The 22255-nt window shown below is 61.7% G+C and carries 25 protein-coding genes; 14 read left to right on the top strand and 11 right to left on the bottom strand.

Annotated elements, in window-relative coordinates; translation table 11 throughout:
* The first annotated feature begins 30 nt into the window (after positions 1 to 30).
* Positions 31 to 1959 (top strand): 1-deoxy-D-xylulose-5-phosphate synthase, encoded by a 1929-nt coding sequence (gene dxs / locus MF268_RS18210; RefSeq protein WP_238372294.1) that lies wholly within the window; start codon positions 31 to 33, stop codon positions 1957 to 1959.
* A 45-nt stretch (positions 1960 to 2004) separates the two neighbouring features.
* Here the strand turns inward: dxs and MF268_RS18205 are convergent, their stop codons facing one another.
* The 3 genes from MF268_RS18205 to MF268_RS18195 all read right to left on the bottom strand — a co-directional run bounded on the left by MF268_RS18205 (position 2005) and on the right by MF268_RS18195 (position 3430).
* On the bottom strand, positions 2005 to 2313 hold the full coding sequence (locus tag MF268_RS18205; protein WP_238372293.1) for a hypothetical protein: 309 nt from the start codon (positions 2311 to 2313) through the stop codon (positions 2005 to 2007).
* A 21-nt stretch (positions 2314 to 2334) separates the two neighbouring features.
* The gene (locus MF268_RS18200; protein WP_238372292.1) at positions 2335 to 2478 is read right to left on the bottom strand and encodes a hypothetical protein; all 144 of its coding nucleotides are present in this window, start codon (positions 2476 to 2478) and stop codon (positions 2335 to 2337) included.
* A gap of 94 nt (positions 2479 to 2572) precedes the next feature.
* Positions 2573 to 3430, bottom strand: coding sequence for an SDR family oxidoreductase (locus MF268_RS18195; protein ID WP_238372291.1), 858 nt, complete (start codon positions 3428 to 3430; stop codon positions 2573 to 2575).
* 108 nt (positions 3431 to 3538) lie between these two features.
* Between MF268_RS18195 and paaA the strand changes: the two genes are divergently transcribed.
* From paaA to MF268_RS18165, 6 genes are all read left to right on the top strand, one after another.
* Complete coding sequence (gene paaA, locus MF268_RS18190; RefSeq protein WP_238372290.1) at positions 3539 to 4534, top strand: 1,2-phenylacetyl-CoA epoxidase subunit PaaA; 996 nt, start codon at positions 3539 to 3541, stop codon at positions 4532 to 4534.
* A 65-nt stretch (positions 4535 to 4599) separates the two neighbouring features.
* Complete coding sequence (gene paaB, locus MF268_RS18185) at positions 4600 to 4881, top strand: 1,2-phenylacetyl-CoA epoxidase subunit PaaB (RefSeq protein ID WP_238372289.1); 282 nt, start codon at positions 4600 to 4602, stop codon at positions 4879 to 4881.
* Positions 4881 to 5615, top strand: coding sequence for a 1,2-phenylacetyl-CoA epoxidase subunit PaaC (gene paaC, locus MF268_RS18180; RefSeq protein ID WP_238372288.1), 735 nt, complete (start codon positions 4881 to 4883; stop codon positions 5613 to 5615). The genes paaB and paaC overlap by 1 nt, the downstream gene beginning before the upstream one ends.
* Positions 5609 to 6106, top strand: coding sequence for a 1,2-phenylacetyl-CoA epoxidase subunit PaaD (paaD, locus tag MF268_RS18175; RefSeq protein ID WP_238372287.1), 498 nt, complete (start codon positions 5609 to 5611; stop codon positions 6104 to 6106). Before paaC ends, paaD begins: the two co-directional genes overlap by 7 nt.
* A gap of 10 nt (positions 6107 to 6116) precedes the next feature.
* Positions 6117 to 7166: a 2Fe-2S iron-sulfur cluster-binding protein gene (locus MF268_RS18170; RefSeq protein WP_238372286.1), complete on the top strand. Its 1050-nt coding sequence runs from the start codon at positions 6117 to 6119 to the stop codon at positions 7164 to 7166.
* A gap of 31 nt (positions 7167 to 7197) precedes the next feature.
* A complete protein-coding gene (locus MF268_RS18165) occupies positions 7198 to 7824 on the top strand; it encodes a class I SAM-dependent DNA methyltransferase (protein ID WP_238372285.1) in 627 nt (208 codons plus the stop codon).
* A gap of 60 nt (positions 7825 to 7884) precedes the next feature.
* On the opposite strand, the gene MF268_RS18160 is transcribed toward MF268_RS18165, so the two are convergent.
* The 5 genes from MF268_RS18160 to MF268_RS18140 form a co-directional block, all read right to left on the bottom strand.
* Positions 7885 to 8664 carry a carnitinyl-CoA dehydratase gene (locus MF268_RS18160; protein ID WP_238372284.1) on the bottom strand — a complete coding sequence of 260 codons (780 nt, stop codon included), beginning with the start codon at positions 8662 to 8664 and terminating at the stop codon, positions 7885 to 7887.
* Positions 8661 to 10691, bottom strand: coding sequence for an acetate--CoA ligase family protein (locus MF268_RS18155; protein WP_238372283.1), 2031 nt, complete (start codon positions 10689 to 10691; stop codon positions 8661 to 8663). The genes MF268_RS18160 and MF268_RS18155 overlap by 4 nt, the downstream gene beginning before the upstream one ends.
* Positions 10692 to 10979: 288 nt before the next feature.
* The gene (locus MF268_RS18150; protein ID WP_238372282.1) at positions 10980 to 12140 is read right to left on the bottom strand and encodes an acyl-CoA dehydrogenase family protein; all 1161 of its coding nucleotides are present in this window, start codon (positions 12138 to 12140) and stop codon (positions 10980 to 10982) included.
* A 4-nt stretch (positions 12141 to 12144) separates the two neighbouring features.
* On the bottom strand, positions 12145 to 13248 hold the full coding sequence (locus MF268_RS18145) for a TauD/TfdA family dioxygenase (protein WP_238372281.1): 1104 nt from the start codon (positions 13246 to 13248) through the stop codon (positions 12145 to 12147).
* A 10-nt stretch (positions 13249 to 13258) separates the two neighbouring features.
* A complete protein-coding gene (locus MF268_RS18140; protein WP_238372280.1) occupies positions 13259 to 14014 on the bottom strand; it encodes a class II aldolase and adducin N-terminal domain-containing protein in 756 nt (251 codons plus the stop codon).
* Between the two features lie 104 nt (positions 14015 to 14118).
* Between MF268_RS18140 and MF268_RS18135 the strand changes: the two genes are divergently transcribed.
* Positions 14119 to 15012: a LysR substrate-binding domain-containing protein gene (locus MF268_RS18135; RefSeq protein WP_238372279.1), complete on the top strand. Its 894-nt coding sequence runs from the start codon at positions 14119 to 14121 to the stop codon at positions 15010 to 15012.
* Here the strand turns inward: MF268_RS18135 and MF268_RS18130 are convergent.
* On the bottom strand, positions 14982 to 15401 hold the full coding sequence (locus MF268_RS18130) for a VOC family protein (RefSeq protein WP_238372552.1): 420 nt from the start codon (positions 15399 to 15401) through the stop codon (positions 14982 to 14984). The two genes, MF268_RS18135 and MF268_RS18130, sit on opposite strands and share 31 nt — an antisense overlap.
* A gap of 115 nt (positions 15402 to 15516) precedes the next feature.
* Here MF268_RS18130 and ade point away from each other — a divergent pair, with 115 nt between their 5' ends.
* The 4 genes from ade (at position 15517) to MF268_RS18110 (ending at position 20241) form a co-directional block, all read left to right on the top strand.
* The gene (ade, locus tag MF268_RS18125) at positions 15517 to 17319 is read left to right on the top strand and encodes an adenine deaminase (protein WP_238372278.1); all 1803 of its coding nucleotides are present in this window, start codon (positions 15517 to 15519) and stop codon (positions 17317 to 17319) included.
* On the top strand, positions 17316 to 18779 hold the full coding sequence (locus MF268_RS18120) for an AMP nucleosidase (RefSeq protein WP_238372277.1): 1464 nt from the start codon (positions 17316 to 17318) through the stop codon (positions 18777 to 18779). Before ade ends, MF268_RS18120 begins: the two co-directional genes overlap by 4 nt.
* Before the next feature lie 140 nt (positions 18780 to 18919).
* On the top strand, positions 18920 to 19207 hold the full coding sequence (locus MF268_RS18115; protein WP_088632360.1) for an HU family DNA-binding protein: 288 nt from the start codon (positions 18920 to 18922) through the stop codon (positions 19205 to 19207).
* 146 nt (positions 19208 to 19353) lie between these two features.
* Complete coding sequence (locus tag MF268_RS18110) at positions 19354 to 20241, top strand: DMT family transporter (RefSeq protein WP_238372276.1); 888 nt, start codon at positions 19354 to 19356, stop codon at positions 20239 to 20241.
* Here MF268_RS18110 and MF268_RS18105 read toward each other — a convergent pair whose 3' ends face one another.
* Positions 20242 to 20766: a glutathione peroxidase gene (locus tag MF268_RS18105; RefSeq protein ID WP_238372275.1), complete on the bottom strand. Its 525-nt coding sequence runs from the start codon at positions 20764 to 20766 to the stop codon at positions 20242 to 20244.
* Positions 20767 to 20910: 144 nt separating this feature from the next.
* Here MF268_RS18105 and msrB point away from each other — a divergent pair, with 144 nt between their 5' ends.
* Complete coding sequence (gene msrB, locus MF268_RS18100; protein WP_238372274.1) at positions 20911 to 21360, top strand: peptide-methionine (R)-S-oxide reductase MsrB; 450 nt, start codon at positions 20911 to 20913, stop codon at positions 21358 to 21360.
* Positions 21357 to 21866 carry a peptide-methionine (S)-S-oxide reductase MsrA gene (gene msrA / locus MF268_RS18095; protein ID WP_238372273.1) on the top strand — a complete coding sequence of 170 codons (510 nt, stop codon included), beginning with the start codon at positions 21357 to 21359 and terminating at the stop codon, positions 21864 to 21866. The genes msrB and msrA overlap by 4 nt, the downstream gene beginning before the upstream one ends.
* 59 nt (positions 21867 to 21925) lie before the next feature.
* On the opposite strand, the gene MF268_RS18090 is transcribed toward msrA, so the two are convergent.
* On the bottom strand, positions 21926 to 22096 hold the full coding sequence (locus MF268_RS18090) for a YegP family protein (RefSeq protein WP_238372272.1): 171 nt from the start codon (positions 22094 to 22096) through the stop codon (positions 21926 to 21928).
* Positions 22097 to 22255 lie beyond the last annotated feature (159 nt).

Genomic DNA, 22255 nt, shown 5'->3' with positions numbered 1-22255 from the left:
ATCCTGTTCCAGCCGCCGAAAGAGTGACCATTGTCAGACCGTCCCCAAACCCCGCTGCTCGACAAGATCCACCGCCCCGCGGATATGAAATCGCTGACCGACAAGCAGCTGAACCAGCTTGCGGACGAATTGCGGGCCGAGACGATTTCCGCCGTGTCTGTTACGGGCGGCCATCTTGGCGCCGGGCTGGGCGTGGTCGAGCTTACCGTGGCTTTGCATGCGGTGTTCGACACGCCGCGCGACAAGGTGATCTGGGATGTCGGGCACCAGTGCTATCCGCACAAGATCCTGACCGAACGCCGCGACCGTATCCGCACCCTGAGGATGAAGGACGGGCTGAGCGGTTTCACCAAGCGCGCCGAATCTCCCTATGATCCGTTTGGCGCGGCGCATAGTTCGACCTCGATCAGCGCCGCTCTGGGTTATGCCGTGGCCCGAGATCTGGGCGGAAATCCGCCCGAGGGCATTGGCGACAGCATCGCGGTGATCGGCGATGGCGCGATGAGCGCGGGCATGGCCTTTGAGGCGATGAACAACGCGGGCCATCTGGGCAAGCGGCTGATCGTTATCCTCAACGATAACGAGATGAGCATCGCGCCACCGGTCGGGGCGCTGTCGTCCTACCTCTCGCGGCTCTATGCCGAGGAACCGTTTCAGGAACTCAAGGCCGCCGCCAAGGGGGCCGTTTCCCTGCTGCCCGGCCCGTTCCGCGAAGGTGCCAAACGCGCCAAGGAAATGCTCAAGGGCATGGCGATGGGCGGTACGCTCTTCGAGGAGCTTGGGTTTTCCTATATCGGCCCGATTGACGGGCATGACATGGACCAGCTTCTGCCGATCCTTCGGATGGTCAAGGCCCGTGCTCGCGGCCCCATCCTGATCCATGCACTGACCCGCAAGGGCAAGGGTTATCGCCCTGCGGAACAGGCCCGCGACAAGGGCCATGCGACCGCCAAGTTCGACGTGGTGACCGGCGAACAGACCAAGGCACCTTCGAACGCGCCCTCCTATACCAAGGTGTTCGGAGAAAACCTCGTCAAGCTGGCCACCGCCGATGACAAGATCTGCGCGGTTACGGCGGCGATGCCGGATGGCACCGGGCTGAACCTCTTTGCCGAACGCTTTCCCAGCCGGTGTTTCGACGTGGGCATCGCTGAACAACACGGTGTGACCTTTTCCGCCGCGTTGGCAGCAGGCGGGATGAAACCCTTTTGCGCGCTTTATTCCACGTTCCTGCAAAGGGGCTACGATCAGGTCGTGCATGACGTGGCGATTCAGCGCCTGCCGGTGCGTTTCGCCATTGATCGCGCAGGGCTGGTCGGGGCGGACGGGGCGACCCATGCAGGCAGCTACGACATTGCTTACCTCGCGAACCTGCCGGGCTTTACCGTGATGGCCGCCGCGGACGAGGCCGAGCTGGTGCATATGGTTGCCACCGCCGCCGCCCATGACAGCGGGCCGATTGCCTTCCGCTATCCCCGTGGCGAGGGCACCGGTATCGAGATGCCGGAACAGGGCGAGGTTCTGGAAATCGGCAAGGGCCGGATGATCCAGGAAGGCAAGCGCGTGGCCATCCTGTCCTTTGGCACGCGTCTGGCCGAAGTCGAGAAAGCCGCCGAAGCACTGGCCGCCAAGGGCATCACGCCCACCATCGCCGATGCCCGTTTCGCCAAGCCGCTGGACCGCGACCTGATCCTGCGCCTTGCCGGTGAACATGAGGCGCTGATCACCATCGAAGAAGGCGCTGTCGGTGGTTTCGGCAGCCACGTGGCGCAGTTTCTCGGCGATGAGGGCGTGTTCGACCACGGGTTGAAATTCCGCTCGATGGTCTTCCCGGATATCTTCATCGACCAGTCCAGCCCGGCGGATATGTATGCCGTCGCTGGCATGAGCGCGGATGAGATCGAGAAAAAGGTGCTCGACGTGCTGGGTGTGGCGCGCATCGGGGAAAAGCGGGCGTAAAGTCTTCTAACGAGCGAAAACTGGAAAAGTGCGAAAAGGGGAAACTCATTTCAGAATTTCGGGACTAATCTTAAAGTCATCCAAGCCCAGACTTTTGAAGCCCCTGACTATCTCTGCTTCGCGTTCTTCGATTATTTCGATCACATCATCCTTGAGAGCTTTCTGATTGTTTTGAACAATAAAGAAGAAAACCCCAAAGAATGTCGCTGACATGATGCCAAGAACGGCAAAAATAACCGCGAAGAACTCGAAGCGGCCCGGCGTTTTGTCCAGTTGTCCCTGCAATCGAGCAACAGCAACTCTCAGTTGCAAAAGTTCTTCTGTCGTTTGCGCCGATATTTTTTCCTGATCCATTCCAAGATCAAATACATAACATCAATTGAAAGCAATGATGGTGAGAACGACGGAAATAAACAAGAACAAAGGTACCACTACGGCAACTATCGCCATCCGGTCCGAAATTTGTTTTCTCTCCAAGCTCTCCACTAATTCCTCGAGTTCAAGAATGAGTTCATTCATGGCGTTAACCTCTTGGATGCGATGAATAATCCCAATGATTTGATAACAAACCATTACCGAGTTACGGTTTGTGATCGTCTTAACCGAAGGTTGATCAGCCCTTCTCGTCTTCCAGTAACGCCTGCAATCCCGTCCGGTAATCCGGGTAGAGCAGTTCGACCCCTAGCTCGTCCTTGATGCGGTCGTTCCGGACGCGCTTGCTTTCGGCGTAAAAGCTGCGGGCCATGGGGGTCATCTCGGCGGTCTCATAGTCGACGGCTGGAGGCATCGGCAGGCCGAGCAGTTCGGCGGCATGAGCGATCACGTCCTGAGGCGGGGCCGGGTCGTCATCGCAGAGGTTGTAGATCGCGCCGGGATTTGGCTGCGCAATCGAGGCGGCGAGCACCTGCGCGATGTCATCCACGTGGATGCGGGAAAACACCTGACCCTCCTTGATGACGCGCCGCGCTGTGCCCTTACGCACCTTGGCAAAGGGACCGCGTCCGGGGCCATAGATCCCGGCAAGCCTGAAGATATGCAGCGGCAGGTCGGGGATCGATTGCCATTCGGCCTCGGCGGCAACGCGCCATTTACCGCGCCGGGTCGAGGGAGTGAGCGGCGTGGTCTCATCAACCCACCCCCCCTGGTGATTGCCATAGACCCCGGTGGTCGAGAGGTACCCCGCCCATTCGAGCTTTGGCGCCAGTTTCTCGATCTCGGGGCGCAAGGCACGCAGGACCGGGTCGCCCTCGGCATCCGGTCCAGCAGAGATCAGAAGATGCGTTGCCTCGGATAAGCCTTCGGAGGGCAGATCGCCCGGGAAAAGCACCGGTTCGACGCCGCTCGCGCGCAACGATTCGGCCTTGTCCGCGCTGCGTGTCGTGCCGATGACACGCCAGCCCTGCGGGATCAGCAACCGGGTCAGCGCCCGCGCCGAAAAGCCATGACCGAAAGAAAACAATGTCTTGCCCATGCCCCTTGATGCGCGGCGACGCGACCCGATGCAAGCGTTACGAAAGTTGATTGATTTTTTATTTTTCGTAACATATATTGGTTTTGCAAGTTTGGAGGAGCCTAGCCCATGTATAGCCAAGGTCTGATCGGCGCTGACGGTCGTAGCGAGGAAACCCCGGAATTTCTGGCGGCGTTCCAAGCACGCGTGGATGCGGAAACCAAGATCGAACCGAATGACGATATGCCCGAAGGCTATCGCCGCACGCTGGTACGCCAGATCGGCCAGCACGCGCATTCGGAAATCGTCGGCATGCTCCCCGAGGGCAACTGGATCACCCGCGCGCCGAGTCTGCGCCGCAAGGCGGCCCTGCTTGCCAAGGTGCAGGACGAAGGCGGCCACGGACTCTATCTTTATTCCGCGGCCGAGACGCTGGGCGTTACCCGCAAGCAGATGACAGAAGAGCTGCTGGACGGTCGCGCGAAATATTCCTCAATCTTCAACTACCCGACGCTGAGCTGGGCAGATATCGGCATCATCGGCTGGCTGGTCGATGGCGCCGCGATCATGAACCAGATTCCGCTCTGCCGGTGTTCCTATGGCCCCTATGCCCGCGCGATGATCCGCGTCTGCAAGGAAGAGAGCTTTCACCAGCGTCAGGGCTATGAAATCGTGATGAAACTGGCGCAGGGCACCGCTGAGCAGAAGGCGATGGTGCAGGATGCGCTGAATCGCTGGTGGTGGCCGTCGATCATGATGTTCGGCCCGCATGACGCGGACAGCCAGCATTCGGACCAGTCCATGGCCTGGAAAATCAAGCGGTTCACCAATGACGAGCTGCGTCAGAAATTCATCGATGCCACCGTGCCGCAGGCCGAGTATCTCGACCTGACCCTGCCGGACCCTGACCTCAAATGGAACGAGGAAAAGGGCGGCTATGATCACGGCCCCATCGACTGGGACGAGTTCTGGCGCGTGGTGAAGGGTTTCGGCCCGATGGCCAAGGACCGCGTCAAGGCGCGCAAGAAGGCCTGGGACGATGGCGAATGGGTGCGCGAAGCTGCGCTGGCCCATGCGGAGAAGCGTAAGGCCCGCGCGCAGGCCGCGCCGATGGCAGCCGAGTAAGGGGGCGCTGCCCCCGTCCGCCAAGGCGGACTCCCCCGGAGTATTTTTAGCAAGAGGAAAACGCCATGAGTGGTGAAGTGCCCCTTTGGGAAGTGTTCATCCGGCCCCGGAACGGGTTGGCGCACAAGCATGTCGGATCGCTGCATGCGACGGACGAGGTGATGGCCCTGCAGGCGGCGCGCGATGTCTATACGCGGCGCGGCGAGGGGAATTCGATTTGGGTGGTGGCCTCGAGCGCGATCACCGCGAGCGATCCGGATCAGGCGGGTGAGAATTTCGAGCCCGGCGAGAAGATCTATCGTCACCCGACTTTTTACGAGATTCCGGACGAAGTGGGGCATATGTGATGGCCCTGTTCGACGCTTTGCTGGAACTGGCCGACGATCATCTGGTGCTGGGTCACCGGGTGAGCGAATGGTGTGGCTATGCGCCGATGCTGGAAGAAGACCTCGCCATGCCGAACATGGCGCTGGACGTGATCGGCACCGCGCGGTCCTTGTACGATTATGCCGGCAAGGTCGAAGGCACCGGGCGTGACGAGGACGATCTGGCCTATCTGCGGGGCGAGCGCGAGTATCGCAATCTTCTGCTGGTCGAGCGTCCGAACGAGGATTTCGCCCATACCATGCTGCGTCAGCTGTATTTCGCGGCCTTCATGCACCCCTACTGGACGGCGGCGCTGACCAGCCAGGACGAAACCATCCAAGGCATCGCCGGCAAGGCGGTCAAGGAAATGGCCTATCACATCCGCCACGCGGGGGAGTGGGTTGTGCGCCTTGGCGACGGCACGGAGGAGAGCGCGCGCCGGATGGCGGATGCGGTTCAGTCCCTGTCGATCTATGTTGGCGAGTTGTTCGAGGAAGGCGCGGCCGAAGAGGTGGACGTCCTGCCCTCTCGCGCCGCTGTTCGCGATGAATGGCTTGCGACGGTCCAACGGGTGTTTGACGAAGCCGGGCTGACCTTCGAGGATTCGAAGTTTCCGCAGACCGGCGGGCGGTCGGGCATTCATGGCGAAGGCCTTGGACATATGCTTGCCGAGATGCAATCGGTGCATCGCGCCCATCCGGGGGCGACGTGGTAGCCACGGCCACATCTCTGGACGAGGCGCGCGCCTGGGCGGCGGCCTCTGCGGTGCCGGACCCCGAGGTGCCCTGCGTGACGGTGGCCGATCTTGGCATCCTGCGCTGGGTCCGGGTTGAGGGTGGCACGGCCGTCGCCGGTGTGACGCCGACCTATTCGGGCTGCCCGGCGGTGCTTGCCATCGAGTTGGCGGTCGAGACCGCGCTCTTGGATGCCGGGTTCGAGGCCCGGGTGGAGCGGGTCATGTCGCCGCCCTGGACCACCGACTGGATTACCGAAGAGGGGCGCGAAAAGCTGCGTGATTACGGCATTGCCCCGCCGGTAGAGCAATCGGGATCGAAACTGGCGCTTTTTGGCGAGACAAAGGTAGCCTGCCCGAAATGCGGCTCGGATCATACCGAGAAGCTGTCGGAATTCGGCTCTACCGCCTGCAAGGCGCATTACCGCTGCACTGCCTGCGGCGAACCCTTTGACTATTTCAAATGCATCTGAGGACACGTCCATGTTTCATAACCTGACCATCAGCGAGATCCGCCGTGAAACCGACGATTCCGTCGCGATCAGTTTCGACGTGCCCGAAGATCTGCGCCGCGCTTTCACCTACAAGCCCGGGCAGTACCTGACCCTGCGTTCGGACGTAAACGGGGAAGACATCCGGCGCTCTTATTCCATCGCCTCGGCGCCGGGCGCGCCGCTGACCGTTGGTGTCAAACAGGTGCCAGACGGCGCGTTTTCGACATTCTGCCAGTCGCTAAAGCCCGGCTCGACCCTTGCGGTGATGGCGCCCGAGGGGCGGTTCATCGCCTCGGAAGAAGAAAAGCTGGTTCTGATCGCGGCCGGTTCGGGGATCACGCCGATGATGGCGATTGCCGCCGATGCGCTGGCGCGCGGGGCCGAGGTGACGCTGATCTATGGCAACCGCCAGACCGACAGCATCATGTTCCGCGCCGCGCTCGAGGCGATGAAAGACAAATATCTCAACCGCTTTACCCTGATCCATATCCTCAGCCGCGAAGAGCAGGATGTGCCGATCCTGAATGGCCGGGTCTCAGGGGAAAAGGTCACCCAGCTGGCAAAGGCCGGCGCGGTCGACCTTGAGTCCGCCGACGGGATTTTCCTGTGCGGTCCGGGCGAAATGATCGACGATGTGACCGGGACCCTGGAACAGCAGGGCATCGACCGCGCCCGCATCCATTTCGAACGCTTTACGCAAGATGGCGAAGCCCCGCGCAAGCCGCGCTCGGAGGCTGCGGATGCCGCCGCCAAGTCCGGTGTGGCCGTGACTGTGGTGCTTGATGGTGCCTCGCGCAATTTCACCGTGCAGGAGAGCGACGACACGGTGCTGGACGCCGCCGCGCGTCAGGGACTGGAACTGCCTTTCTCCTGCAAGGGCGGCATGTGCTGTACCTGCCGCTGCAAGGTGGCCGAAGGCTCGGCAGAGATGGCGGTGAACTACTCGCTCGAGCCCTGGGAGACCGAAGCAGGGTTCGTACTTGCCTGCCAAACGCGCCCGACCAGCGAAAAACTCGTACTGGATTTCGACGCGGCTTGAATCTCGGGTCGGGATTTGTTTGCCTTGGGGCATGACTGATCCCGATCTGGAGGCAGCCTACGCGCTGCGAACCCCCGATGATTCCCGTCGGCTTTATGCCGACTGGGCCAATGATTATGACATGACGTTCGCGGCGCAGGAGGATTACGAACTCCACCTGCACACGGCGCGCGCCTTTGCGCAGGCAGGCGGCAAGGGCCCGGTTCTCGACGTGGGCGCTGGCACCGGGCTGTGCGGTCTGGCGCTGGCCGGACACCGGATGAAACCGGTCGACGCGGTCGATATCTCGCCCGAGATGCTGGACGTGGCGATGAAAAAGGGCGTCTACCGCAAATCCTTCGAGGCCGATCTGACTGTCGGCCTGCCGATGGAAGATGAAAGCTACGAAGGCATCGTATCCTCGGGCACCTTCACCACAGGCCATGTGGGGCCGGATGCCATCAACGCCCTGCTGCCGGTCGCCTGCAAGGGCGCGGTTTTTGCGCTCTCGATCAATGAGAAACATTACGTTTCGGAAGGGTTCGAGGCGAAATTCGCCGAGTTGTCCAAGGGCGCGATCGAAGGCCTCGAGCTGATCGAAACCAAGATCTACGGTGCCAAGGCGACGGGCGCGCACAAGGAAGATACTGCGCTGATCGCGGTTTTCCGCAAGGCATAAGCTTGGAAAAAGGCCGGTGCCCTGCAAGGCACCGGCCTGTTTTCTGCCGAAGGGTCGGGCTTAGCGCCCTTTCCAGACCGGATCGCGTTTCTCGGCAAAGGCGCGCGCGCCTTCCATCTGATCCTCGGAGGAATAGAGCGCATCCACCGTCGCCAGATGCCGCCCGGTGATCCGGTTCATCGCATCCTGGAACTTCGAATCCTCGGCGTCGCGCACAATTTCCTTGATCGCCGCGTAGACCAGCGGCGGACCCGAGGCGAGCAGCCGGGCCTGCTCCCACACGCGGTCCATCAGCTTGTCCGAGGGCACGACCTCGTTCACCAGCCCCCAGCGATGCGCCTCATGCACGTCGAACCAGCGCCCGGTCAAAAGCAGCTCCATCGCGATGTGATAGGGGATGCGCTTGGGCAGTTTGATGCTGGCCGCGTCGGCCACCGTGCCCGAGCGGATCTCTGGCAGGGCAAAGGTGGCATGTTCCGCGGCGATGATGATATCCGCACTTAGCGCCAGTTCCAGCCCGCCGCCAAAGGCGATGCCGTTGACCGCCGCGATCACCGGCTTGTTCATATCGCGCATTTCCTGCAGGCCGCCAAAACCGCCCACGCCGTAATTGCCATCGACCGCGTCGCCATCCGCCGCCGCCTTCAGATCCCAGCCGGGGCAAAAAAATTTTTCCCCGCCCCCGGTGATGATCGCGACGCGCATATCCGGGTCGTCGCGGAAATCGCGAAACACCTCGCCCATTTCCACAGAGGTCTTGAGGTCGATGGCATTGGCCTTGGGCCGGTCCAGCGTGACCAGCAATACGCCGCCATCGCGTTCAGTTTTCAACGGGCTCATGTCTTTGCCTTTCGGATCAGGGCATCCGCCGCCACAGCCCTTTCGGGCGTGCAGATCAACGGATTGATTTCAATTTCGCTCAGGGTTTCCGCGTGGGCCGCGACATAGGCCTGTACCGCATCGACCGCATCAAGCAGGGATGTCATACAGATACCGGGCCTGCCGCGATAGCCGTTCAGCACCGGCGCGCAGGCCAGTTTCTGCACGGCCGAGGCGACGGCCTCGCGGTCACTGGGCACCAGCATCGACACGGTATCGCGCAGCAATTCGGTCTGCACCCCGCCCGCACCAATCGTAAGGACGAACCCATGCGCCGGGTCCAACGTGACCCCGACCAGCAGCTCCGCCACCGTACCGCCGATCATCTCTTCGACGAGGTAGCCCCCGGCGCTCATGCCGGTTGCCGCCGCTTCGATTTCGGCCGCCGTCAGGCCCAGCACGACCGCGCCATGTTCCGATTTATGGGCAAGCCCGGTGCCCTTGAGCACCAGCGGGGCACGCAATTCGCCCGCCATGCCCGCCGCCTCTTCCGGTGTTCCGGCCAGACGCGACTGCGGCACGTCCAGTCCAAATCCCGCCAACGCCTGCTTGGCCTCGGATTCACCAATCAGTTCGATCTCTTCCGGCTGGCCGGGCAAAAGTACAGGATCGGGCAACTCGCCCGTGACACGCCCAAGCCGCGCGGCGGCCTCGGCAGCGACTAGCGCCTCACGCATCCCGCAGAGCGGCGCGACGCCCTTCCCCATCAACCGCTGCGCCACATCCGACGGCATCAGTTCCGGCAGGCTGGAGACCACGGCAAAGGGACGACCGGTTTCCCGGCGCACCCCAAGCGCCGCCTCGGTGGCGCATTCCCACGCGCTGGCATCCGTATGCGGGTAATCCACGACGCTCAGCGTCAAGGCTATATCCGCGCCGGTCATCCCCGACCAGGCCCGCGTCATGGCAGGCGCATCGCCCCAGATATAGGTGTGGTAATCCAGCGGATTGGCGAGCGCTACCATCAGCCCCAGTGCCGCGCGCAGCCCGTCCTTCTGGCAAGGCTCCAGCGCCGGAAACACCAGATCGCGCGGTTCCGCCAGATCCGCAATCAGGCTCGCCTCGCCCCCCGAACAGCTGATCGACGCGATCCGGTTCGAGGCCAGCGGACCGACACAATGCAACAGCTTCAGCGTCTCGAGGAATTCCGGCAGATCCCGGACCCGCACGAACCCCAGCCGATCCAACAGGGCCTGCGCCCCCGCATCGCTTCCGGCGAGAGAGGCCGTATGCGAAACCGTCGCGCGCCGCGCCTGTTCCGAGGCCCCGACCTTGAGGGCGACAACCGGAACATTCCTTGCACGCGCGGCACGGGCAAGAGCCTCCCATTGCCGCAGATCGCCAAACCCTTCGATATGCAATCCGATGGCCGTGACCCTCGGATCATCGAGCATCGCAAGCGCAAGCTCCGACTGCGAGGTCTGCGCCATATTCCCACAGGTCAGCATGTACCCGATTGGCAGCCCCCGGCGCTGCATCGTCATGTTGATCGCGATGTTGGAGGACTGGGTCAGAATGGCGACACCGGAGTCGACAGGGCTCATCCCGTGCTGGTCCGGCCATATCGCCGCCCCGTCGAGCGCATTGACGAACCCATAACAGTTCGGACCAAAGATCGGCATGTCCCCAGCCGCATCCAGCAAGCGCCCCTGTAATTCCACGCCGGACGCATCCTCTTCATGCGCCTCGGAAAAACCGGAGGCGAAACAGACGGCCCCACCAGCGCCGAGGCTCCGCAACTCCCCCACGATGTCGATCGTCGCATGGCGATTCACCCCGATGAACGCGACATCGATTTCCCCCGCCCAATCAGAAAGAGAACGCACCGAAGCCATCCCGGCGATCTCCTTGCCACCCGGATGCACGGGAAAAATATCTCCCTTGAAGCCGATCTGCCGCGCGGCGCCAATGATCGACGCACACCATTTACCGCCGCCCACAACGGCAATGCTGCGCGGAGCCAGCATGCGCTTCATATCACGCGCCATTCATCCACCTCATAGAATTTGGATAGTCCAGATGCCTCCGGCGGGGATATTTTAAGACCCAAAGAAGCAGGGGACTCTGCGCTATTGGTAACCATTTGTTGACCATCTTGAGCCATGCTGGAAAAGCGGTACAGGCGGGGACGTCGATGATCGCACCCGAAGAAGCCCCCTGTTGCCTGACGCGACAGGGGGTGGATTCTTTCTTCTTCTTTGGGTCAAAAAATATCCCGGGGGTCCGGGGGCAGAGCCCCCGGTTCGACCGTATCTCTCCACGCGGATTCATCTCGATCATGCGCCAAGCGGACGCAGCAGATCGCGGCTGATGATGTGTCGCTGGATTTCCGACGTACCGTCCCAGATCCTTTCCACGCGCGCGTCGCGCCAGAAACGCTCCAGCGGGTAATCGTCCATCAGGCCCATCCCACCATGGATCTGGATTGCCGCGTCTGTCACCCTTGCCAGCATTTCGCTGGCGTAGAGTTTGGCCGAGGCGATCTCGCGGTTCGACGGCAGGCCCTTGTCCAGCCGATCGGCGGCAGCAAGGGTCAGCAGATCGGCGGCGTCGATTTCGGTGATCATGTCGGCAAGCTGAAAGCTCACGCCCTGAAACTTGCCGATGGGCTGGCCGAACTGTTCCCGCTCGGCCGAATAATTCAGCGCGTAATCGAACACCCGACGGGCCCGACCGACCGACATGGTCGCAACGGTGATCCGCGTTGCATAGAGCCACGTGTTCATAACGTCGAAACCGCCGTCGACTTCGCCAAGCACCTGCGCGTCCGGAAGGCGGCAGTCGTCAAATTCGAGGATCATGTTTTTGTAGCCGCGGTGGCTAACCGATTTATAACCGTCCCGGATCTTGAAACCGGGCGTGCCGCGGTCCACGAGAAAGGCGGTGATCCGTTTCTTGGGCCCTTTCGGTGTCTGGTCTTCTCCGGTCGCGATAAAGACGATGACGAAATCCGCGTGGTCGGCACCCGAAATGAAATGTTTCGTGCCATTCACCACCCAGTCACCGCCATCGCGGCGCGCCATACATTTCATCCCCCGCACGTCCGAACCTGCGCCCGGTTCGGTCATCGCCAGCGCATCCATCCGCTCGCCACGTACGGCGGGCATCAGGTAACGTTCCTTCTGCTCCCCCTCGCAGGCCATCAGGATGTTCTGGGGGCGACCGAAGAAATGGTTCAGCGCCATGGCCCCCCGCCCCAGTTCACGCTCGACCAGCGCGAACTCGAGGTGGCTCAGCCCGGCGCAGCCCACGCTTTCGGGAAAGTTGCAGGCGTAGAACCCAAGCTCGAGCGTCTTGCGCTTGATGTCCTCGGCGATCTCCGCCGGCACTTCGCCGGTGCGTTCGACCAGTTCCTCGTGGGGGTAGATCTCCTTTTCGACAAAGCTCCGCACGGTGGAGACGATCATCTCCTGCTCGTCGGTCAATCCGTATTGCATGTAATCAGTAGCCTTGTTTTACCAGAGTTCGGTAGGTCGAGCGCAATGCGCCCCGGTCGACATAGCAGCCGCGCAGGTGGCGCTCACCGCTGGTGGCGACAAAGGCTTCGCGCCCGTGCACCACGCGGTGATTGTCGAAGACGATGCATTCGCCCGCATTCAACCGGAAGGTGTTCATGAATTCCGGCGAGCGCAGCATTTTCAGGAACTTGCAGAAGGCCGGATAGTAGCGGTCCAGCAGGTCCTGGGGCAGGTCGAAGACATCCGCCAAATGCTGCGATACCGTCACGCCCGACACTTCGCCGCGCGCATCCAGTTCGATAACCCGCTGATGTGCCCGATAATCCCAGCCGTCATGGCGGCGCATGAAGGGGATGTCATGGCTGGCGAGAAGCTCAAAGGCGTCGGGGTCTTCGGCCTTGAGCGCCTCGGCCACAGCAACCCCGTCGACGAACATCGACAGACCGCCCTGCACGGAATTGCGGCGGCAATGCAGGAACTGAACGCCGGGCGCCGCCTCTTCCGAGGGCAGATCGGTGTGCATTTCCAGCGCCCCCGCCGTATAGGCTAGGTTGGTCGGGTTGATGTGCAGCTTGACGTCAAAGTAATAGCCATCGACGCAGGGCGTGATCGGCCCCAGAACCTGTGTCAGCCGGGTCAGTCCCTCGTCGCTGTCTTCCATATCGCGGACCAGCGCAATACCGTCCTCGATCAGCGCACGGGCGAATTTTGCGCGTTCTGCCGGGCCGTTGTCAAGCGCGGGCTGGCTCACGCGGGCCCAGTCCTCGTAGGAACCGGATTGCCATGCCCGGCGCGGGATCATCGCCGGGTCGCGCGGCGCGGCGGTTTCACCCCAGGCATCCAGCCAGTCCAGCGGAAAGCGCGACTCAAGCGGCTCCCCTTTCCAGCGGATAACCAGCGTGTTTTCCTCCATCCGCGCCTCTTCGGGCAGCGGATCGCCTTCAAGGCCCGAGATGTCGAACACCCGTTCGCGCGTGACCGGATCGATCGACGTCGGATCGTTGTCGCGCAACCAGAAATAGTTAAAATATCCCTGCCCCGAAGCGAGTGGCAGCCTCAGGCCTTTGTCTTCCAATTTGATGTTCATGGTCGTTGCCTCAGCTGGCGTAGTTGGAACCTTCGTCGTCGAGAATAAGCTTCAGCTCGGTCAGGTGGCGGTCGCCCTGCCCCGGATAGTTCTCAAGCTCTTGAGCTGTTTTCTCGGCAATATCGTCGGGCAGCACACGCAGCGGCTGACCGGTCTGGAGCGCGCGGATATAGGTCTCGGCGGCGCGCTCGAAATAGTAGAGACGGTTGAACGTGTCGGCCACGCTGTCTCCGATCACCAGCACCCCGTGGTTGCCCATGATCATGACCTTCTTTTTAGGATCGCTCAGCAGCGTGGCGCAACGCTCGCCCTCATCCTCGAAAGCCAGCCCGCCATAGCCTTCGTCGATCACATAGCGATTGTAGAAGGTGGCGCAGTTCTGGTCGATCGGCGGCAGGTTGCTGTCCTTGAGAGAGGCCAGAACCGTGGCATGGATCGAATGCACATGCATGACACAGCGCGCGTGCGGGCAGTGCCGGTGGATCCCGCCATGCAGGCCCCATGCAGTCGGGTCCGGCGCATCCGGGCCTTTCAGCGTGTCGGGGTTGTTCGCGTCGATCTCGAGCAGGTCCGAGGCGCGGATACGCGAGAAATGCACCTGGTTGCGGTTCATCAGGAACTTGGTGCCCCCATCGTTGATCGCCAGCGAAAAGTGGTTCGCCACCGCCTCGTGAAAGTTCAGCCGCGCGGTCCAGCGAAAGGCTGCCGCCATGTCCACCCTTTCGGGCCAGTGGTTCATGTTCGGGCGCAGTTCGGTGATGCTCATCTGATCTCTCCTTGTCTGGCGGCAAACCTGCCTGCCGCGCACATATTTGACCAACGAAAAAAACGAAGTCTTGTCATTAGCTGAACTTATGTCAAATTTATGCAATGAAATCCGCCCTCCCTCCCCTTGGCTGGCTGCGCACCTTCGAGGCCGCCGCCCGCCACCTGTCCTTCACCGGTGCCGCGCATGATCTGAACATGACGCAAAGCGCGGTTTCCCAGCAGATCAAGTCGCTCGAGGGCTATCTCGGGCAGCCGCTGTTCATCCGCCGCCCCCGCGCGCTGGAACTGACCGAAGCGGGAATCACCTATCTCCCGGTGGTGCGCGATGCCTTTCGCACGCTTCTGCGCGGCACCCGCGCCGTGACCGGACAACAGGGTGACGTGGTGCAGGTCATCTGCAATCTCAGCCTCGCCTGTTTCTGGCTCGCCCCGCGCCTGCCCCGGTTTCGCGCCGCCCATCCCGAGGTCAAGCTGAACCTGATCACCGAGTTGTGGGAGCCGCGCGAAATGGCCGAGAATGCGGATGTGGAAATCCGCTATTCGGTGCGCCCCTCCGACACCGTTCGGGCCGAACAGCTCTGCTCCGATTATTACTACCCGGTCTGCGCGCCCGACTTTCCCGTGACTCTCGACACGCTGCAGGAACAGCCGCTGTACGAATGCTCGAACCTGCTCTGTAGTTGGGCGAACTGGGCCGAGGATCAGGCGCTAAGCTGGGGCGATCCGACGATTGTCACCGCCACGACCTTCGCGCTGACCATGTCTATTGCCCGTGCCGGGGGTGGGCTGACGCTGGCCCATGACACCATCGCGTCATGGATGATCGAACGCGGCGAGTTGATCGCGCCCTTCAGCCACCGCGCGCCCATGGCCGAGGCCTACTATCTTATCCTGTCCCCACAGGCCGAACGCTCTCCGGGCGCCATCGCCTTTGCCAACTGGGTCCAGGCCGAATTCGCCCGCGATCAGAGCACCCGGCTCGGCACCCATGCATAACCGTTCTCACAAAGGATATAGGCCTCGCGCAGCCCATGCGGCTTGTCCGCCAGCGCTTGCAGGATGGTCGCGCCCGCTGCTTCGGCCTTTTCCACCGCGGCCTCAGGATCGCTGTCGTACAGACGAATCTCGATCCCCGCCCCGCGCGGCGGCGTCTCGGGCAAAAGCCCCAGCAGCGGATTCGCGTGATAGGTGCCGTCTGAGTGAATTTGAAACACCTGCTTGCCATAGCGAAGAATAGCGAAATCATCCGAGACCTGATGCGCGGTCATGCCGAAAGCCCCGGTCAGAAAAGCGCATTGCCGCCGCACGTCCCGCACCAGCAGGTTGATGCCCAACCCGCTGAGGGAACGGCCGAATTCCTCGGGAGAGATGGTTTCGTAATCCATGAAACCCAGCCTGCCCAAGCGGACCGGCGCTGGCAAGCGCCATTGCGACACGCAGGTTTCATGCAGCAATGCCATCACCCCTTGAACCCGGCCCCGCAATCAGGACAATTGGAACATGGATCATACAGCTTTTCCCGCATGGCCCGACGTGGCCGCCCGCCTGATTGCCGTGGCCGCTGGCCGAAAACCCGCCGATTGCGTCATCAAGGGAGGGGTCTGGGTTAACGTCCACAGCCGCGAATGCCTGCCCGGCCATGATATTGCCATCGCCGAGGGCCGCATCGCCTGCGTCGTCCCGGATGCCGGTTACTGCACTGGACCCGAGACCGAGATCATCGAGGCCGAAGGCCGTTACATGATCCCCGGCCTCTGCGACGGCCACATGCATATTGAATCCGGCATGCTCACCCCGGCGGAGTTTGCCCGCGCGGTGATCCCGCATGGAACCACGACCATGTTCACCGACCCGCACGAGATCGCCAACGTGCTGGGCCTCAACGGCGTTCGGATGATGCATGACGAGGCGCTCATGCAGCCGATCAACATATTCACCCAGATGCCGTCCTGCGCCCCCTCGGCGCCGGGTCTGGAAACCACCGGCTACGAAATTTCGCCCGAGGACGTAGCCGAGGCGATGCAATGGCCCGGCATCATCGGTCTGGGCGAGATGATGAACTTCCCCGGTGTCGCCAATGCCGACCCCAAGATGCTGGCCGAAATCGCGGCGACGCAAGGCGCGGGCAAGACGGTAGGCGGCCACTATGCCTCGCCCGATCTGGGACCGAACTTTGCGGCCTATGTGGCGGGCGGCCCCGCCGACGATCACGAAGGCACCTGCGAGGCCGACGCCATCATGCGCGTGCGTCAAGGGATGCGGTCGATGATGCGGCTCGGCTCGGCATGGTATGACGTCGAAAGCCAGATCACCGCGATCACCGAAAAGGGCATGGACCCGCGCAATTTCATCCTCTGCACCGATGACTGCCATTCGGGCACGCTGGTGAATGACGGCCATATGAACCGCGTCGTGCGTCACGCCATCGACTGTGGCTGCGACCCGTTGGTCGCGCTGCAAATGGCGACGATCAACACCGCCACCCATTTCGGTCTGGAACGCGAGCTTGGCTCGCTGACCCCCGGCCGCCGCGCCGACGTGATCCTGACCTCGGATCTCAAGCGCCTGCCCATCGAACTGGTCATCGCGCGCGGCCGGATCGTCGCGGAGGACGGCGAATGCCTCGTTGACTGTCCCCATTACATCTGGCCCGACAGCGCCCGCGGCACGGTGCACCTCGGCCATGACCTGAGCGAGGCGGATTTCGAGGTCACGGCCCCCGAAGGCGCCAATTCCGCGCGTGCCAACGTGATCGGCGTGGTGGAAAATCAGGCCCCGACCAAGGCGCTGAAGATCGACCTGCCTGTCCGCGACGGTCTGGTCGAGGGCGAAGGCGACACCTGCCAGATCGCGCTGGTCGAACGCCACCGCGCCACCGGCGGGGTTATCAACGCCTTTGTCTCGGGCTTTGGCTATACCGGTCCGATGGCGATGGCCTCGACCGTGGCCCATGACAGCCACCACATGATCGTCGTCGGCACCGACCGCGCCCAGATGGCGCTGGCCGCGAACCGGCTGGCAGAGATCGGCGGCGGCATCACCCTCTACCGCGACGGCGAGGAACTGGCGCTGGTCGAACTGCCCATCGCCGGTCTGATGTCGGACAGCCCCGCATACGAGGTCGCCGCAAAAGCCGAGCAGATGATGGAGGCGATGCGCGCTTGTGGTTGCAAGCTGAACAACGCCTATATGCAGCATTCCCTGCTGGCGCTTGTCGTCATCCCCGAGCTGCGCATTTCCGATCTTGGCCTGATCGACGTGCGCGATTTCAAGAAAATTCCTTTGTTAGAGCCGCAGACATGAGCAAGATAGACACGCCCGAAATCTTCAAGACCGAAAGCTTCACCGATGCCGAGGCCGCCGTCGCCCGGCTGGAACAGCTTTACGCCGAAGCGACCGACTTTCTCTGCGAACGCTTCATGGAGGTCCTGAAAAAGGGCAATCCCGGCTATCGCATCCGCGCATTCTACCCGGAAATACGCCTCACGACGACCTCCTATGCGCGGGTCGATTCCCGGCTGAGTTTCGGTCATGTGGCGCTGCCCGGCACCTATAGCACCACAGTCACCCGGCCCGACCTCTTTCGCAGCTACCTGACCCAGCAGATCGGCCTCTTGATCAAGAACCACGGCCAGCCCGTCGCCATCGGTCCCTCGCACACGCCGATCCCGGTGCATTTCGCCGTGGCCAACCGCCCCGAGATCACCGTGCCGCAGGATGGCGCGACCGATTTCACCCTGCGCGACGTGTTCGACGTGCCAGACCTCAGCACCACCCACGACGACATCGTCAACGGCACCTATGCCGCCCCCGACGGGATCGCGCCGCTCGCGCTCTTTACCGCCCAGCGCATCGATTACTCGCTGGCGCGTCTTTCGCATTATACCGCGACGGATGCCGAGCATTTCCAGAACCACGTTCTGTTCACGAACTACCAGTTCTACGTGACCGAGTTCGAGGCCTTCGCCCGCGCCCAGCTTGCCAATCCGGGCAGCGGCTATTCCAGCTTCGTCAGCACCGGCAATGCCGAGATCACCAAACCGGACGAACCGCTCGACGCGCCGCTGAAACTGCCACAAATGCCGACCTATCACCTGAAACGGCCGGACGGGTCGGGCATCACGCTGGTCAACATTGGCGTCGGCCCCTCCAACGCCAAGACAGCGACGGACCACATCGCCGTGCTGCGCCCCCACGCCTGGCTGATGGTCGGCCATTGTGCCGGGCTGCGCAACACGCAGGCGCTTGGCGATTTCGTCCTTGGGCACGGCTACCTGCGCGAAGATCACGTGCTCGACGACGACCTGCCGGTCTGGGTGCCGATCCCGGCGCTGGCCGAAATCCAGACATCGCTGGAACAGGCAGTAGCCGAGGTGACCGAACTATCCGGCTTTGAACTCAAACGCATCATGCGCACCGGCACCGTCGCCACCATCGACAACCGCAACTGGGAACTCCGCGACCAGTCCGGGCCGGTCCAGCGCCTTTCACAATCCCGCGCCATCGCGCTCGACATGGAAAGCGCGACCATCGCCGCCAACGGCTACAGATTCCGGGTGCCCTATGGCACGCTCCTCTGCGTCTCCGACAAGCCGCTGCATGGCGAATTGAAGCTGCCCGGCATGGCGTCGGACTTCTATACGACGCAGGTTTCGCGCCACCTGAACATAGGAATCCGCGCGATGGAAATGCTTCGCACAATGCCTCTTGAACGCCTCCACAGCCGAAAATTGCGCTCTTTTGACGAAACGGCCTTTCTTTAAAGGGCAAAAACAGTAAAAAACCGCAAAAATCCGCCTGTTTGGGGCTTGGCACAGACCACAATTCGTTGTGTTCTCCCCCCATATCCCGTTAAATATCCGGGACGAGGCCCAAGAGAGCGGGCAGTTGAAGGAGAACAAAAATGTCGAAACCAATGACCAAGACCCAGCTTGTCGCCGCACTTGCAGAAGAAATGGGCACCGACAAGAAAACCGCAGGCAGCGCGCTTGACGCGGTATGCGACCTGATCACCAAGGAAGTATCTGGCGGCGGTGCCGTCACCCTGCCCGGCGTTGGCAAGATCTACTGCCGCGAGCGTCCCGAGCGCATGGTGCGCAACCCCGCCACTGGCGAACAGTTCAAGAAAGACGCCGACAAGGTGGTCAAGATGACCATCGCAAAGGCGCTCAAGGACAGCGTCAACGGCTGATCTTGAATCTTTCTTAGATTTCGGAAAGGGTCGCCCGCGGGCGGCCCTTTTTGATTTGGGCACCCGATAAGGGCTGTGTCTGGCCCGCAAGGAGGCCATGACCATGAAACAGCACAGCCATTCCTGCACCCGAGGGGTGCGCTGAGTTGGATATTCGTTCGATCCTGATGGGGCTGGCCTTTGCGCTGATGTGGTCCTCGGCCTTCACCTCGGCCCGTATCATCGTCGCAGACGCCTCACCGCTGTTTTCGCTGGCGATGCGCTTTCTCGTCTCGGGCGTGATCGGCGTGGCGATCGCGCGGATGATGGGCCAGTCCTGGCGGCTGACCAAGAAACAGTGGTACGCGACGATCCTCTTCGGCATATGTCAGAACGCGCTTTACCTCGGCCTGAATTTCTATGCGATGCAAACTATCGAGGCGAGCCTTGCTTCCATCGTCGCCTCGACCATGCCCCTGCTGGTCGCGCTGGCGACTTGGCTGATCTTCCGCGAAAAACTGGCGCCTATGGGCATCGTCGGTCTTGTGGCCGGCATCGTTGGCGTTTCAATCATCATGGGTAGCCGCATCAGCCAAGGCGTCGATATCCACGGTGTCATGCTCTGCGGCATCGCCGTCCTCGCGCTCACCTTTGCAACGCTGGCAGTGCGCGGCGCCACCTCGGGCGGCAATTTCATGATGATCGTCGGTTTGCAGATGCTCGTCGGCTCGGCCATCCTGCTCGTCGCCACGGCCCTGTTCGAAACCGTTCATGTGAACTTGACGCTGCCGCTGGTGCTCGCCTTTACCTACACGACGCTGTTCCCGGGTATTCTCGCGACGCTTATCTGGTTCATGCTGCTCGACCGGATCGGTCCGACCCGCGCGGCTACCTTCCACTTTCTCAACCCGGTTTTCGGCGTTGCCGTTGCGGCGGTCCTGCTGGGCGAAAGCCTTGGTCCGCAGGACGTGCTTGGCGTGGTCATCGTGACCGTTGGCATCCTCGCCGTTCAGCTGTCGCGGCAGTCCAAAGTGAAAAAGCCACCGATCAACTGATCAATCGGCCAGCAGCGGTTCGATGCGCGCCCGGATTTCCTGAGATTCAGGGCGCGTGTTCGACCCCCATGTGGCCACGACGTCTCCGTCCGGCCCCACCAGCACCTTGTTGAAATTCCAGCCCGGCACAAAGCCTGTCGCCGCCTTGACGTCCTGATAGAACGGATGCGCCTTGGCCCCGCGCACCGGGGTGATATCGGTCATCGGCATATCGAGACCAAAGGTCAGCTCGCAGAACTCCTTGACCTCCTCCGCGCTGCCAAGCTCCTGCCGGAAATCGTCCGAAGGCACCGCCAGCACCACAAGCCCGCGCCCGCGATAGGCATCGTAAAGCGCCTGCATGCCTTCGTACTGATAGGTATAGCCGCAGCGCGAGGCCGTGTTGACCACCAGCACCGGCTGCCCCCGCCACTGGTCAAGAGACAACCCGCCCCCGTCAATCGACTGGAACTCGCCCCGAAGGGCACCGGCCTGTGCGGCGGCTCCCGCCAGCAGGGCGCAGATCATCAGGACAAAGCGCAGCATGTAAAACCTCGTATTCTCGCGTCATACCTGTTACGGCCCCGCCGCCACTTCGGATCACTTTCCCGGTGAACCCGCCCGCCGGGGCTTTATTTTGCCGGTGAAAGCGCCAAATACTAACCAAACGCCACAAAGCAGAGGTGAGTCATGACCAAGTATACCAAAGACCCCGATAAGATCGCCGCGCTTTCCGAAGAGGAATACTACGTCACCCAGAAATCCGGCACCGAACGTCCGGGCACCGGCGCGCTTCTGGGCAACAAGGAACCGGGCATCTACGTGGATATCGTCTCGGGCGAGCCGCTGTTCGCCTCGGCGGACAAGTATGAATCCGGTTGCGGCTGGCCAAGCTTCACCAAGCCCATCGAACCGGCCCATGTGCAGGAATTGCGCGACGCCTCGCTTGGCATGATCCGCACCGAGGTCCGCTCGACCCATGGCGACAGCCATCTTGGCCACGTCTTCCCCGACGGTCCCCGCGACCGGGGCGGTCTGCGCTATTGCATCAACTCGGCCTCGCTCCGCTTCGTCCATCGCGACGACATGGAAGCCGAAGGCTATGGCGACTATCTCAACCAGGTGGAGGACGTAGCATGAGTGAAGAACGCGCAGTACTCGCAGGTGGCTGTTTCTGGGGCATGCAGGATCTGATCCGCAAGATGCCCGGCGTGATTTCCACGCGGGTCGGTTACACCGGCGGCGATGTCCCCAACGCCACCTATCGCAATCACGGCACCCATGCCGAGGGGATCGAGATCATCTTCGACCCCGAGGTGATGAGCTATCGCCGCCTGCTGGAGTTCTTTTTCCAGATTCACGATCCGACCACGCCGAACCGGCAAGGCAACGACCGAGGTCTCTCCTACCGTTCCGCGATCTATTACGTGGACGAGGCGCAGAAGGAAGTGGCCGAGGACACTATCGCAGACGTCAACGCCTCGGGTCTCTGGCCCGGCCGCGTCGTTACCGAGCTGGAACCCGTCGGCGATTTCTGGGAGGCCGAGCCCGAGCATCAGGATTACCTCGAGCGGATTCCCAACGGCTATACCTGCCATTTCATCCGCCCCGACTGGGTGCTGCCGAAACGCACCGCAGCGGAGTAAATCTAACTAACTGACAATATCGCTCGACGGCGATCAATTTATGATCGCCGTCGGCTTTTTCACTGGTCGTAAATTGGCGCGCTAGAAGCACCTTTAACAAGATTGATTCCCGCAATGGCATCAGTCTTATTCCAATAGCTCTCCGCGGAGTCAGCCACTGTCTTGTGATTTGCCGCTTTTAGGGTCCAACGCCACTGCTGCGACACATCCTTATAGATTTTAAAGTACATACATATGGTTCCTTCAATTGAACGGCAAATTGCCGCTCTCAGACGAGTTTTGCTGCTTAACGCTTGACCGTCACGCGAGACCCATGCGAATCTAACTGCGTGTTTGACGACACGATCGTTGCTTTGCAGCGATTAGGCGTCTGGGAATCGCCCCAGACG

Origin of the sequence: Heliomarina baculiformis (genome assembly GCF_019966545.1) — a bacterium.
Taxonomy (GTDB): domain Bacteria; phylum Pseudomonadota; class Alphaproteobacteria; order Rhodobacterales; family Rhodobacteraceae; genus Heliomarina; species Heliomarina baculiformis.
Note: the sequence above shows the minus strand (reverse complement) of the source record. Positions and strands in the feature narration are given on the sequence as shown.

Coding starts and splice junctions, on each gene's coding strand:
- MF268_RS18150 (WP_238372282.1), bottom strand. CDS start 12,140: ATGCAATACGGATTGACCGACGAGCAGGAGATGATCGTCTCCACCGTG.
- MF268_RS18135 (WP_238372279.1), top strand. CDS start 14,119: ATGAAATCCGCCCTCCCTCCCCTTGGCTGGCTGCGCACCTTCGAGGCC.
- paaB (WP_238372289.1), top strand. CDS start 4,600: ATGAGTGGTGAAGTGCCCCTTTGGGAAGTGTTCATCCGGCCCCGGAAC.
- msrB (WP_238372274.1), top strand. CDS start 20,911: ATGACCAAGTATACCAAAGACCCCGATAAGATCGCCGCGCTTTCCGAA.
- ade (WP_238372278.1), top strand. CDS start 15,517: ATGGATCATACAGCTTTTCCCGCATGGCCCGACGTGGCCGCCCGCCTG.
- MF268_RS18155 (WP_238372283.1), bottom strand. CDS start 10,691: ATGGCGCGTGATATGAAGCGCATGCTGGCTCCGCGCAGCATTGCCGTT.
- MF268_RS18160 (WP_238372284.1), bottom strand. CDS start 8,664: ATGAGCCCGTTGAAAACTGAACGCGATGGCGGCGTATTGCTGGTCACG.
- MF268_RS18090 (WP_238372272.1), bottom strand. CDS start 22,096: ATGTACTTTAAAATCTATAAGGATGTGTCGCAGCAGTGGCGTTGGACC.
- paaA (WP_238372290.1), top strand. CDS start 3,539: ATGTATAGCCAAGGTCTGATCGGCGCTGACGGTCGTAGCGAGGAAACC.
- MF268_RS18165 (WP_238372285.1), top strand. CDS start 7,198: ATGACTGATCCCGATCTGGAGGCAGCCTACGCGCTGCGAACCCCCGAT.
- MF268_RS18200 (WP_238372292.1), bottom strand. CDS start 2,478: ATGAATGAACTCATTCTTGAACTCGAGGAATTAGTGGAGAGCTTGGAG.
- msrA (WP_238372273.1), top strand. CDS start 21,357: ATGAGTGAAGAACGCGCAGTACTCGCAGGTGGCTGTTTCTGGGGCATG.
- MF268_RS18120 (WP_238372277.1), top strand. CDS start 17,316: ATGAGCAAGATAGACACGCCCGAAATCTTCAAGACCGAAAGCTTCACC.
- MF268_RS18115 (WP_088632360.1), top strand. CDS start 18,920: ATGTCGAAACCAATGACCAAGACCCAGCTTGTCGCCGCACTTGCAGAA.
- MF268_RS18140 (WP_238372280.1), bottom strand. CDS start 14,014: ATGAGCATCACCGAACTGCGCCCGAACATGAACCACTGGCCCGAAAGG.
- MF268_RS18105 (WP_238372275.1), bottom strand. CDS start 20,766: ATGCTGCGCTTTGTCCTGATGATCTGCGCCCTGCTGGCGGGAGCCGCC.
- MF268_RS18195 (WP_238372291.1), bottom strand. CDS start 3,430: ATGGGCAAGACATTGTTTTCTTTCGGTCATGGCTTTTCGGCGCGGGCG.
- paaC (WP_238372288.1), top strand. CDS start 4,881: ATGGCCCTGTTCGACGCTTTGCTGGAACTGGCCGACGATCATCTGGTG.
- MF268_RS18170 (WP_238372286.1), top strand. CDS start 6,117: ATGTTTCATAACCTGACCATCAGCGAGATCCGCCGTGAAACCGACGAT.
- MF268_RS18205 (WP_238372293.1), bottom strand. CDS start 2,313: ATGGATCAGGAAAAAATATCGGCGCAAACGACAGAAGAACTTTTGCAA.
- MF268_RS18130 (WP_238372552.1), bottom strand. CDS start 15,401: ATGGATTACGAAACCATCTCTCCCGAGGAATTCGGCCGTTCCCTCAGC.
- MF268_RS18145 (WP_238372281.1), bottom strand. CDS start 13,248: ATGAACATCAAATTGGAAGACAAAGGCCTGAGGCTGCCACTCGCTTCG.